Source organism: Planococcus sp. TJ-301 (genome assembly GCF_058268475.1).
Genome location: NZ_JBZDOH010000001.1, coordinates 1301917 through 1314934, shown reverse-complemented (window position 1 = coordinate 1314934; position 13018 = coordinate 1301917). Strand labels below are relative to the sequence as shown.

Here is a 13018-nt window from a genome sequence, read left to right as displayed (position 1 = left end):
AAAGCCCATGGATGTTTAGATCCATAGGCTTTTTTTATTGAAAAAAAGGGTTATTGCGCCTGCCGTCGTATGTTATTCAGTAAATAAGCTTTCATTCTTTGAAACGGGGTGGAAACATGGGGAACAGAAAAGGCAAGGGCTTGTGGCAAAAAATGGCCCTTAGTGGAGCGGCTGCTGCTATCGTCTATACGCTGCATGTCATCATTGGCGGCGCTTTATGGGATGGCTACAGCCATGTCAGGCAAACCATCAGCGAACTGACTGGCAACGGAGCTCCGAATGCGGGCATGCTGAAAATATTCACAGTTATCTACGGCGTATTGGCTTTGGTTTTTTCGGTATCGGTATACATGCTTTTTTTGAAATACAACGTCCATAAATGGGCATTGACGGGAGCAGCGCTGTTGATCCTCATGGAGTTTACATCGCTTGTAGGCTACAACCTTTTTCCGCTCCAAGACGGAGGGGCTGTCCTGACGGTTGGAAACCTCATGCATTTGGCAGTAACAGCCATTGTCGCATTGTCGGCAATCGGCGCGATTTTTGCCATTAGTTTCGGTCTGCTGAAGACAGAGCATTTCCGGTCAATCGGGATGCTGTCGCTGTTTTGCGCTGTGGTTGTGACCATTTCGGGAATCGCGACACCCCTTGTGCTGAACAATAGCATGGCCATTGCCGGCCTAGTGGAACGCATCAATATCTTCACATTGCAGATTTGGCTCTTTTCGCTATCGCTTTTCCTGTTCAACGTCAAGCTGCCCAAAAAAAAAGCTTTGGATTTAGAACGGATGGGCCTTATCGATGTGTACCGGCATAACGGGCGAAAAGGACAATGAAAAACCCGCTCTTCCGAAGTTCGGAAGAGCGGGCGGCATTAGTAATAATTTATCGGCGTATAGACGGAGTTCCATGCTTTCGGGCTTTTGCCATATGCATTTGCCCCTAGGTCGCTATTGAATAATGTGAAAGCGATAAGCGCAATCCATCCGATGACAGGAACGAGATACAGGAGGGACCACCATCCGCTGCGGCCGGTGTCATGCAGGCGGCGTATCGTCACAGAAACGGTTGGAGCGGCAATGGCGAGTGCATAGATTGTAGATAAGATGCCAATATCCTGAGCCAATTGCAGCCCAAGCAGTGTTTCGATAATTGTTAGGCCTGCAGCGAGCACTGAAGCGATCAGCATAAACATCCAAAATTCTCTTCTTCTGGATCTCCCTTTCAAATCGAATGACTTTTTGACGGCATTTACAAAATCTTGCATAAACAAACCCCCTAGGTAGTAATGCTTAATTAACATGATTATACCAATCTACCTAAGTGCTGTATAGATACTTTTAACCAAATTTACTGATTATTTTTAATTATTGATAAATAGGGTAAAAAAAATACAAAAAAAGCCTTCTTTTGCTAAAGTGCAAAACGATTTTTACAATTTGATGTGTAAATTGATTAACTGTTAAATATATGTAAAATATAGTTTTATTACAAATGAGATTATTTTATTACAATTAGGAACTAGTTGTAGTTTGGCTTCGTCAATGGGTTTATAATGAGGTCTATTACATCGAATGAGGTTTTTGCATCTAAGGGGGTACTGATATGATTTGTAACAAGTGCGGACATGAAAATAGCTTGCAAGACAATTTCTGCGGAAATTGTGGAAAAGCGTTAATGAATAAAAAAAAGACTGCCAAACTAAATAAAAAGGTGGCGGTGATAGCCCTTTTCCTTCTAGTTTTAGGGAGTATCGGACTTGGTGCAGCATGGATTTTGCCAGAAGAAAAAACGCCATCTTCTTCAATTGCTGATAGTAAGATTGCCGAGCCGGAAGAATTGGTAAAGACGGAAGAACCTGTTGAAGGTGCTGTCATTCAAGCGGAAGACATCATTCCGCCTTCTGAACAGCCCGAGAAAGTGGACCCTAAAAAGGTTGGAAAGACAGTAGTAATTAAAGAATCGCAGCAAAAAACATATACCATTTTAACTGAGAGTGGACAAGGCTCTGGATTTCTATTCACCGACCAAGGCATGGTAGTGACAAACGCCCATGTAGTCGCAGGGGTTAAGGAAGTCATCGTAAGAAATATTAACGGACAAGATGTTCCCGGAAAAGTGGTCGGCATTTCTGATAAGTCCGATATCGCATTGATTAAAGTGGAAGCATTCGAAGGAATTGTGCCACTTGAAAGTGAGCTGGAACCAACGGATGTTGGCACGGAAGTGATTGCGCTCGGCAGTCCTTCCGGTTTTGAAAACACGGCGACTATTGGATACCTGACTGGCATTGACCGTGATTTTGAGCAGGAATTCATGTATGACGACATTTATCAAATTGACGCACCGATTGCTCCGGGAAGCAGTGGGGGACCGCTATTGGATGCCAGCACAGGAAAAGTGATAGGCATCAATTCTCTCGTCATGACGGAAGGGGATTCAATCGGATTTTCAATTCCGCTATATTCCATGCACGCGGAACTTATGGAATGGGCTGTAAACCCGCTTTCTCCGGAAGAAGTAGAGGGGAAATTTCATGTCTACGATGACTTCAGCGGCTATGAGGACGAGGAGTACGAGTACGAGTACGATTTGGAAATGGAATTCAGTGAGACAAATTTACAACAATTTATCGGAGATTTCCGTTATTACTATGAATTGGCGCTGCAAAATGAAGATTTCTTTTATGTACAGAATGTCCTAGTTTACAAAAGTAATATTTACAATAGTATCCTAGATTATATCAATGAAATTGCGGGTCAAGGCATGGAATTCAATTTCCGGAAGTTAGAGATAACCGACATTGAAATTAAAGACGATCACGCTGTTGTGCAGACGGAAGAGTCATTTGATTTAAAGAATGCGGAAGGTGAATTGACTGTAGAGGAGCGGCGTAAATCCTATACAATTGTGATGGATGAAAATGGGTTCTATTATGTCTCAGATATTATAAATCATGAGTAGGAGTAGCGTATTATACGAGGGATTCACCTCGTATAATACTTTTTTTTGTTTATAAGTAAATATTATTACATATATGTAAAACAAAATAGTTCTATTTAACCTCTCCTTAACGTTTCAAAGATAAAATAGCAACAAATGAAATTTTTAGGAGGTGAAACAATTCCGGATATGCATGCTAACTTGAATAGAGGGAGGCAGCAACTGATCATGCGGATCATGTGGAAGGGGAGGACGTTTAATGACTTATTATTTCATCGCATCGAAGAACATTCTCGGGGTAAAAACGAATATTAAAAATTTCACTTGGAGTTTCGGTACGGAAATGCCGCAAGCGACAAAGGAAGAATACGACAAATGCGCGGTCAGAATCAATGTCGTATTGGAGAATTTCAATGATGATGAGCAACTCAAGGGGATGGGGCGCTACCATTATTTCAATGGCAACCCGGGGGAAGACAAGATCTATTACACACGCAAACTCGCATTAAATCAAAAGATGAGAGTGAAAGCGGAAAATCTGATGTCAGATGAAGCGATAATCACAGTCAACAAAGCCTATTATAAATTCATCACGCACAGAATCATGAATCTGCATTCAATCCATTACATCGTTACCGACCTCGCGGCGCTGTTATTGCTGAAAAAGGGTTATGCCCCGATTCATTGCTCCGCATTTGAAAAAGACGGAAAAACCGTTGCAATATTCGCTCCGCCGGATACCGGGAAAACATTGAGCGCAACAACTGCATGTATGGAATATGGCGCACAGTTCATAGCGGAAGATCTAGCAATAACCGATGGCCATAAAATTTATGCGGTGCCGTGGACAAATTCGTTTTGCCATTACTCAAAAAATAACGATAAAAAGGGCGCAGAATCGTCATCAAAAAATGTGAAAAAGAAAAGTCTAATGATTGCGGAAGTGACACATATCGCCATCCTGGAAAAAGGGGCAGATGAAGTGGTACCGCTGCAGGAAAGCGTTGCTGTCAGCAAATTGATGAACTTGAATAGATACGAATTCAATTTTCTCAGAGCACCATTGTTGATCGCCTATGAGTTTTTTAATCCTGGCCTTATGATCGACGATGCCACTCGCGTAGAACTCGAGATATTGTCTGGCCTCAGCCGGAAAAGTGAGAAAGTTTTTTCGCTGAAAAAAGCCAATCCCACGCATTACGCCAAAACGCTTGTTCAGGAAATGGAGAAAGAACAAGACGTCCTTCACATTTCCATTGTTTAAACTCAACTCTCTTGAAGCGCATCTGCTTCTGGAGAGTTTTTTGTCATTGCCCTAAAAGAAAAAATCATCAATGCATCCAAGATGCTTGATGAAGTAAAAGGGAATATTAGTTGGCGGCGTGCACTGAAATGGCCGGTTCTGCCAGCCATATCATCATTATGTTGCATACCATTTCTTGTATTCCGGGTTTAAGGTATAGCACAGCATGTGCTCTACAACATCCCGAGTTTCAGGCTGTTCGATTTCTACCCAGTAAATTGAAATTGAACGCGGAACATCGTTTGCAGGAAATGCAGCTTCCTGTTCAGTGGAGGTCTTTTTGAGTTTAGCGAAATGGCGGCGGATCCGGTTGTAGATTGGAGCACCTTTTCCAATGTATAGAATCCGTTCGTTGGAATCGCTGAAAATATAGATGCCTTTGGCCATGCCCATATTTTTTTTGATCTTGTTGAGAAGCTGGATAGTTCCTGCGTTATACGAGAAAGGCACATTTTCAATCGACTTCCATTTGTCTTTATCGAAAGCGTAATTCTCTTTGGACAATAAATCATTGATCTTTTCTCTCATTTGCATTTCCTCCTCACGTTATCCTGCGTTCAAAAGCCATTTCAATTTAGTGGCTCCCAGAGCTGCTGGCATAATGCCTACATCTACCACCAGCTCTTAATTTGTAATAATACTTCTATTCTAACCAATTAGTTAAAATTAAGCGATACTATTCAAAGAATTTGTAAAATTAAGTTTATTCAAGATCCTATGCATTGATTTTTCGGGAGAAAAAATCTAAAAACCGCCAACGCTAGGGATTCGGCGCGGCGGATGTTTTTTCAATATACATTAAAAGGAATTTCAATTAAATGGTTTCTTCTATAAACCAGCGGTTTCTTTCAGGATGTCCCGGCGGAGTTTGTTCTTCTTGTTTTTGTATTCCTTCTGCATAGACGCTACTGTTTCAGTGGAATGCCCATTCGCTTTTAAATCATGTTCCATAATTTGCATGACCACATTGAACACTTTGTCAGTCCGTTCTTCAAGTTTAGCAGCGGCGCCAGTGTATTTATTGTAGAAATATGGATAACTGATATTCTGGTCATTGGCTTCCATTTCCAAGTATTCGCTTTTGGCGAGATCGATCAGATTGTCCAAGTTGTCATATGCTTGTTTTTCGATATCCGCTAAAGCTGGCGCATAATGTTGCTTGATATCTTTCACTGAAGCTTTTGGAGCTTCTCCTTTGGACGCTTTAGATTCAAATGCTTTGCCCGAATTGCCGGAATCGCCTTTTCGGACGGAGGACTTATCGTTTTCACTAGTGGCAGTAGCGACCGCTAGTTCACTGACCTGTGAAATGGGCAAGCTGCCTGCAAAGTCGACTGTAGTCACTTTGCCATCTGTCCCTGTAATGTGGCGGATCAAGTTGCCGTTTTTATCCAACACAATTTTCGAGCCATCCGCAAGCTCAATGACATATTCTTCTTTTGTCAGGACGTCGACTTCTGCATCAGATGTATTGTATTCCTTAAACTCAAACAAGTAGACCAGATAACCTCCCAGTATCAATATTACAGCACCGAACAGAAGCCCATACTTTTTCATTTCACCATCCTCCTCGCATAATTTTCGATAAGAATCAATGAAACTTAATAAATATTTACCTTAATTAATTGAATATTAACACGATTGAAAATATTAAACAATACAATCCATAGTAAAAAAGTTGTTGAATACTCGAAAAGAAAATCAGGAAGTTACATAAAAAAACTTATTTTTATTAAGTATTGTTCGTTATTAGTTATTATTTAAGTTGAATTGAAGAAATGACTTAAAGGGCACCGCTTCGGACGCTTTGGGCAGTGCAAAAACGATGGCTCCTGCACAAGCTCGTCGAAAAGGAGTTGCCGCAAGTGCCTGGCACTTCCTTGGCTCCTGCAATGAGCCGGGAAGAACACTCGTATCAATACTAAAAACCTCCTGCTTCTGCATCGCTGCGCTAGCTTCGAAGCAAAGGAAATGGTCCAAATTTCATTTGGCCATCTCCTTGCCTAGCCCCTTGACACGCCTTCGCTGGATAAGCTCTTTGAACAATAGAGTGTGAGGGGATATTTCTTTGATAGAATTTATTGTAGGGGTGAAAAGAAGATATTTTATTTTTATCAGACAATTCGAGAGCTAAATAAAAAGACCGCAAGCAGCTCGTGTTTCTTGAGCTTGCTTGTGATCTTTTAAAATGCTTGCATCATTCCGAAGAAATGAGGTCAGCGACTAAAATATAGCGATCGGGTGCGTAGCCGACGAAATCGAACGGGTAGCACGTTGATACGGTGAGCGTGGCTCTAGGTTTCGGGACGATGACGGTGCGGTCATCTTCATCGACGATCCGGACTTGGCGGACTTTGTAAGTGAATTTGCCAGCTTCGGTAGTGACAACGAGCAAATCGCCTTTGCCTACTTCACCAAGTTCACGGAACACGGTGTCACGATGGCCTGAGAGAACACTGTTATCGTCTTCGCCAGGAAGGACGCTGCCGGCGAAATGGCCGACGCCTTTTTCAAGTTCTTCTTCGTCAGTTCCGTGGATGATCGGCAAAGAGGCTTCGAGTTTTGGAATGTACAAGTCGCCGATATTGTCGCCTTCCACAGGCTTTTCTTGATAAAGCGCCTTCGGTTTCAGAGTTTTTCCGGTACTTTTGGCTGCCGGCTCTTCAGCAGCAGGTTCGGCTTGGGTAGACTCGATAGCAGAATCGGCTTTATATAGAAGGTAGCCTTTTAAAAATGTTGAAGCATTTGTAGTGCTGAACCAAAGCCCAAAAACAATTAATGCGGCTGACAGGGAAAGAAGAATCAGGCGCTTGCAGCGCCCGATTCTTCTTTCTTCTTTCGACCTTTTTTTCATAGATTATAATCCCATAGCTTTTGAACGGCGGAACAACGCAACTCCTGCGAGCGCGATAACCAATCCGATCAAAGCATTTGGAAGGTAATCAGAAGCTGTTTTCGGTAGTTTTCCGCCTTTGACGGTTTTCTTCACTGGTGTTTTTTCCAATTTTTTGCCTGGCGTTTTAACTGCAGGCGGGGCAACTACGACATTTGTTTCTTCTTTAACGTCTTCTTTAACGTCTTCTTCAACCACTTTAATGTCTTCGCCCGTTTCTTTAATGATGTCAGAACCGAACGAGTCGTTTGTCAAAATGAAGTCAGCTAAGAATGTGCCTTGTGTGTTGTAAACTTCAACCAATAGGTCATATCCGTCAACTGTTTCAAGCGTTATCAATGTCCCCAAAGTAATCGGCAACTTTTCTGAGCCTTTTACCAAATAATATTTAGTATCCAGCTCTAGCAAATCAAGCATTTCCGTGTAGATTGCGATCAATTCTGAAATCTGTGCCGCCGTCAATTCATCAGCTGATTCGAATTCTTCGATCATCATCATGCGGTCAGCAAGTGCAGTAGCTCTATCTTGGAAGGCAGGATCTTCAAAATTAAGAGTCTCTAAGTGAGCTTCTAATCTTTCCAATTCTTCCATTGTCAATCCAAGTTCAGTAAATATTCCTTCGATATCAACTTCAATATCGTATTCTTCGCCATATCCGTAAATGTAATCATCTATAGCGTACTCAAGGTCTTCAATGAATTCATAGTTTTCAATTGTATCGCCTTGTTCGTTCAAGAAGTTTTCTAGCTCTTCTTTGGATTCGAATTCGTAGTATTCAAGAAGCTCCTGCAAATTTGCATCTGTAATCGCTGTGCCGCCATTCAAGTAAAAATTGATGCCATCTGAAAGGTCTTCAATGAACAAATACCATTCTGTATCTAGAACATCTTGCCCTTGCTCAATGTCACCATTTTCGACTAGAAGTGCATTCAATTCGCTGCGGCTTAATTCGAAATCCGTAAGAACGGATTGAAGCGTTTCTTCAGTGATTGGCAGTCCCAAGTCATCGGCAGACTCAAACTCCTCTAAAGAATAGCCTTTGCTTTCCAAGTAATCTATGTAGGCCGATTTTTCCCACTGGATTTCCTTAAGAAACTCATCAAACCCTTTGTCGTTTGCTTCCATTGCTAAAGCGGATGCAGGCAAAAATCCAAACATTAATGCAGCTGATAAAATCATTAAAAACAAGCGTTTCATTCCTTACCTCCTAGGTAAATATTGTAATATCTAGAATAGTATAAGCATAAGTCGCTTCTTATAAAATAGGTATTATTAACTATTAACATTTTATTATGAAAAATATTTTGGTAAATGAGGTGTGTATAGCTGAATACCGCATTTTAAACCTTCTATATAAACCGAATTGCACAAGTACTTTAAAGGAAATTAAATGTAGCACTTTCCCGTTGGAAGGAATATACTATAAAAAATTAATATTTCAGCCTTTTCATCTTTTAGGTACTGCATACCATCAGAGAAAGAAGAGAGAATCATGAAAGATATTTATTTCGATGATCGTTATGGAAAGTTATTCGAAGAAATGGAGAATGGGGAAGCAGGCAAGTTCAACTTCAAGCATCCACTAGGCAGTGTTCAACATCTATTCATCAAACGGCAAATACCGATTGCCTTGAACGGTGAACATTTTTATGACCTAGTCACGCCTTACGGTTATGGAGGACCATTGATTGTCGAAGGCAGCAAAGGTTCCAGGCTTGAACTGGCCGCTGAGTTTGAAAAAGCTTTTAAAGAGTACTGCCTTTCCAATAAAATCGTTTCTGAATTTATCCGCTTCCATCCTCTTGCTGGCAACGCAGCCGACTTTGAAGAGGCATTCGAAGTAACTTATCTGCGAGAAACAGTGTGCACAAATTTAAGAGAGCATGATACTCCGTTTGATGGCGAATTTTCAAGGTCAGCGCGCAAAAACATCCGCCAAGCGTTGAATGGGGGAGTCCAGTACAAGGTGACGTTAAATCCGGCTAGCCTGGACGCATTCAAAGAAATCTATAACGGAACGATGGAAAGGAACCATGCCGATTCATTCTACTATTTCGAGGATGCCTATTTTAAAAAGTTAATGGAACTTTTCGGAGAGAATCTGCTTTTGATCGAAGCAAAGTTTGAAGGCAAAGTAATTGGCGCCGGATTAAATTTTGTTTATGGCAATTTGGCCCATACCCATCTTTCCGGCTCGTTATCGGAGTATAACCATCTTTCTCCTGCCTCTGTCATTTACCATGCTTTGGCGGAATGGGGCAAAGAAAATGGGGTTGATGTGATCCATGCCGGAGGAGGGCGTACGAATAATCCGGACGATAAATTGTATTTATTCAAGAAACAATTCGGCAAAGAAAGTAACTGCCATTTTTACATTGGAAAGAAAATTTGGAACCCCGAAATTTATAAAGCTTTGTGTGAAGCTTCAGGAATCAATGAAGAAGTCCATTTTTTTCCAGCTTATAGGGTAAAAAAATAAAGCAAACTGAAAATGTAAAAAGAATTGGTTCGCACAGTGGAATTATGCTGTGCGGACTTTTGTGTAAGAAAGCAGTTTGCATTAAGGGAAATTTAGACAATAATGAGGACATAGACTTTTACAGATACAAAAAGAATAAAATCCTACGTTTTCTCGATTATCCCTAGAACTTTTGTCGCAAGCAAGGTATAATTGCCTTGTATATAATCTGATAATTCCAACAATACAAATTTTGTATTTTATAGGGAATTATCCAATAAGATTTGAAGAAGCAAAAATTTAAGCGAATTCATTTCATGAATGGAGTTGAGATTTTGAGAGATTTATACTTTGATGAAAATTATGGGCGGTTGTACGAGGAGATTGAAAACGGGACATGCGAGGTATATCAGTTCCGTCATTCACTCGGAACTATACGTCACATGTTCATTAAACGTGAGATCCCTATAAAACTGAACGGCAAGACTTATTATGACATTGTAACGCCTTATGGCTATGGCGGCCCGTTGATTGAAGAATGCAGCCCGGGCAAAAAGGAACTGTTAGTCGAGGCATTCAAAGAAGCTTTTCAGCGTTATTGTGAAGAGCATGACATTGTCAGCGAATTCATCCGTTTCCAGCCAGTCATCGACAACGCTCAAGATTTCGAAAGTTGCTACGATGTGGTTTATATTCGCAATACGGTAGGAACCAATTTGAAGGAGTACGACGATCCAGTGCAAAAGGAATTTTCCAAATCAACACGCAAGAATATCAGGAAAGCCTTGGAAGCCGGAGTGGAGTTCAACGTGATTATGGGCCCAAATGAATTTAAAGAGTTCAAAGGTATTTACCATGAAACGATGACCCGCAATCAAGCAGATACGTATTATTATTTTGATGATGTGTATTTCGAAAGGCTCATTGCTTATTTCGGCGAAAATATGTTGTTGGTGGAAGCGGTTTACGAAGGGCAGACCATCGGAATGGGCTTAAATTTTGTCTACGACAACATGATCCACACCCATCTTTCCGGAACACTCAACGATTTTCGCCATTTGTCCCCGGCATACATCCTGCAGTACGCACTGGTTGTTTGGGGCAAAGAGAACGGCGTCGATCTAATTCATGACGGCGGTGGACGGACCAATAGCTTGGACGACAAGCTATATCTCTTCAAAAAACAATTTGGAAAGAACACTGGTTTCAAATTTTATATCGGCAAAAAAATATGGCATCCAGAAATATACAAAGAATTATGCGAAGCTGTGGATGTAGAGTCGGATCTTGAATATTTCCCGGCATACAGATCCAGGTCGTTGAAAGAAATAGAGAACGTCTGAATGGAATAACATAAAAACAAAAGGGGCAGCCCCAAAAGGCCAGTAAGAATGGCATTTTGGAGGCTGCCTTTTTTTGTGTGTCAAAACAGGGAATAAGAACTAATTTCGGCTACTCATTTCCAGCTATACCATATTCATTATTTTATGTTTGGGCATTTATAAAACAAATATTACTATCTTCTATCAACCGCTTATCTAGCACAGGCGCGAATACGGGCTAGGCGGAGCAAGAAGAGGGGCGATTCCTGCTTTGCTTTTAGTGTGAGCCATGTCCTGAGCGTGCTAAGCGACATTTAAGAGCAACAAATTTCTAATACAACAATTCTGCAGAACTTACTGCTTAAAGCAAACCCTAGCGCTATCTACTCAATAATTTTAAAGTATTTTAAATATTAAAACAGTTTAACCTACTTTTAACCTAAACGCTTTAGTATAAAGCTCAATAATAGAGGCGAAAGAGGGGGAGATAGTCATACGTTCCGCCGATGATGCAGATGGGTAGAAAGCAAGACAGAATACACAAGCAAGCGAGGGAGAAAATCATGGAGAAAACCGTCATTGCGCTAATGGCTGTCATCATAGCGACAAAAGTGCTTGGCTTTTCAAGGGACATTTCCCTTTCGTATTTTTACGGTGCCGACGGGCTGACTGATGCTTACTTGATATCCCAGACAATACCTTCCGTTCTTTTTTCCTTTGTCGGGATGGGAATAGCTGCAAGCTTTATACCGATTTTCACTAAGATCAACGAAAATGAGGGGCCGGAATACGCACAGCGCTTCACAGCCAATTTAACAAATATCGTCCTTTTGCTGTCGACAGTGCTGGTCATAACCATGCAGCTCTTTCCAGTACAAATCGTGAAAATCTTTGCCAGCGGATTTGAAGGGGAAACGCTTAAGATCGCTTCAGATTTCACGAGGATTTCCGCTTTCAGCATTTATTTTACCGCACTCGTTTATATCTTCAGTAGTTACTTGGAAGTGAACAGACGCTTCTTGGCAACTGTGCTCAGCGGCTTGCCACTGAACCTGCTGATCATCTTCTTCATCTACCTCAGCTTTGAAGTGAACTTCTATCTGCTGTCGATCGGATCAGTCGTCGCCGTGGTGGTGCAATTTCTCTTCCTCTTGCCTTCAATCCGTAAAACAGGCTATCGGCACAGGCTGACTGCGGCCCCTCGAGAGCAGAACATCCAAAGGATGCTGCTGCTGGCGATTCCGGTGATTGTCGGCGTTTCCGCAGATCAGATCAATGTCCTGGTAGATAAGACATTGGCTTCGCAGATTTCTGAAGGAGGCATTTCAGCACTGACTTATTCCCATCGGATTGTCTTCTTCATACAGGCAATTTTTGTAACTGCGATTGTCACTGTAATGTTCCCTAAAATTTCCAAATTAGCAGTAAATAACAATATCGCACATTTAAAGGATATAGTTGGAAAAATCGTCACCACGGTTGCACTGTTAGTCATTCCAGCGACAGTGGGGTTGATGATTTTCTCGGAACAAGTAACAGAGATGTTGTTCGGCCGCGGCGCATTTACAAACGATGCAGTTGTTATGACATCCGGAGCACTCTTCTTCTACACAATCGGCATGCTGGGCTTCGGCTTGCGGGAAGTGCTGGCGAAAGTCTTTTATTCGCTGGAAGATTCCAAAACGCCGATGATCAGTGCGGTCGGGGCGATGTTCTTAAATGTCGTATTAAACATCGTGTTGTCGCGGTTCATGGGAATCAACGGATTGGCGCTCGCGACCAGCATTTCGGCATTGGCGACAACCGGCGTGCTATACATCTCCCTGGTTCGGAAAGTCGGATCGATGAATACGAAAAAAATCTTGATGGATATAACGAAAGGCGTTATCGCAGCAGCCGTCATGGGAGTAGCTGCAAAAAGTGTGTTTTCCTATCTCGACAGTCCACAGACAGAATTGCTGGCTCTTGCGGGGGGCATCATTTCCGGTGCTCTGGTTTACGGACTGATGCTCTGGCTGCTTCAGCTCAGCGATATCGCTTATTACAAAGCGAGGTTAGCAGCACTCGCGAAACGTTAAAGAGTTTTTTAAAAAAGCAGA

Annotated in this window: 11 protein-coding genes; 6 read left to right on the top strand and 5 right to left on the bottom strand. The window is 41.8% G+C overall.

What is annotated here, in order from left to right; all coding sequences use genetic code 11:
* Positions 1-116 precede the first annotated feature (116 nt).
* Positions 117-836 (top strand): DUF998 domain-containing protein, encoded by a 720-nt coding sequence (locus AC4EHJ_RS06625; RefSeq protein WP_490974775.1) that lies wholly within the window; start codon positions 117-119, stop codon positions 834-836.
* Between the two features lie 38 nt (positions 837-874).
* Here AC4EHJ_RS06625 and AC4EHJ_RS06620 read toward each other — a convergent pair whose 3' ends face one another.
* Positions 875-1267 (bottom strand): DUF805 domain-containing protein, encoded by a 393-nt coding sequence (locus AC4EHJ_RS06620; RefSeq protein WP_490974774.1) that lies wholly within the window; start codon positions 1265-1267, stop codon positions 875-877.
* Positions 1268-1677: 410 nt separating this feature from the next.
* Between AC4EHJ_RS06620 and AC4EHJ_RS06615 the strand changes: the two genes are divergently transcribed.
* Positions 1678-2964 (top strand): S1C family serine protease, encoded by a 1287-nt coding sequence (locus AC4EHJ_RS06615; protein WP_490974773.1) that lies wholly within the window; start codon positions 1678-1680, stop codon positions 2962-2964.
* Positions 2965-3202: 238 nt separating this feature from the next.
* The gene (locus tag AC4EHJ_RS06610; RefSeq protein ID WP_490974772.1) at positions 3203-4207 is read left to right on the top strand and encodes a hypothetical protein; all 1005 of its coding nucleotides are present in this window, start codon (positions 3203-3205) and stop codon (positions 4205-4207) included.
* A 156-nt stretch (positions 4208-4363) separates the two neighbouring features.
* On the opposite strand, the gene AC4EHJ_RS06605 is transcribed toward AC4EHJ_RS06610, so the two are convergent.
* The 4 genes from AC4EHJ_RS06605 to AC4EHJ_RS06590 form a co-directional block, all read right to left on the bottom strand.
* Positions 4364-4774, bottom strand: coding sequence for a GIY-YIG nuclease family protein (locus AC4EHJ_RS06605; protein WP_490974771.1), 411 nt, complete (start codon positions 4772-4774; stop codon positions 4364-4366).
* A 300-nt stretch (positions 4775-5074) separates the two neighbouring features.
* Positions 5075-5803 (bottom strand): hypothetical protein, encoded by a 729-nt coding sequence (locus AC4EHJ_RS06600; protein ID WP_490974770.1) that lies wholly within the window; start codon positions 5801-5803, stop codon positions 5075-5077.
* A 640-nt stretch (positions 5804-6443) separates the two neighbouring features.
* A complete protein-coding gene (locus tag AC4EHJ_RS06595; RefSeq protein WP_490974769.1) occupies positions 6444-7100 on the bottom strand; it encodes a class D sortase in 657 nt (218 codons plus the stop codon).
* Positions 7101-7103: 3 nt separating this feature from the next.
* Positions 7104-8336 (bottom strand): processed acidic surface protein, encoded by a 1233-nt coding sequence (locus tag AC4EHJ_RS06590; RefSeq protein ID WP_490974768.1) that lies wholly within the window; start codon positions 8334-8336, stop codon positions 7104-7106.
* A 295-nt stretch (positions 8337-8631) separates the two neighbouring features.
* On the opposite strand from AC4EHJ_RS06590, the gene AC4EHJ_RS06585 reads away from it, so the two are divergent.
* The 3 genes from AC4EHJ_RS06585 to murJ all read left to right on the top strand — a co-directional run bounded on the left by AC4EHJ_RS06585 (position 8632) and on the right by murJ (position 12997).
* Entirely contained in the window at positions 8632-9618 is a 987-nt protein-coding gene (locus tag AC4EHJ_RS06585; RefSeq protein ID WP_490974767.1) for a GNAT family N-acetyltransferase, read from the top strand.
* 422 nt (positions 9619-10040) lie between these two features.
* Positions 10041-10940, top strand: a complete 900-nt coding sequence (locus AC4EHJ_RS06580) for a lipid II:glycine glycyltransferase FemX (protein ID WP_490974766.1) — start codon at positions 10041-10043, stop codon at positions 10938-10940.
* Between the two features lie 542 nt (positions 10941-11482).
* Positions 11483-12997 (top strand): murein biosynthesis integral membrane protein MurJ, encoded by a 1515-nt coding sequence (gene murJ / locus AC4EHJ_RS06575; protein ID WP_490974765.1) that lies wholly within the window; start codon positions 11483-11485, stop codon positions 12995-12997.
* The last annotated feature ends 21 nt before the right edge of the window (positions 12998-13018 follow it).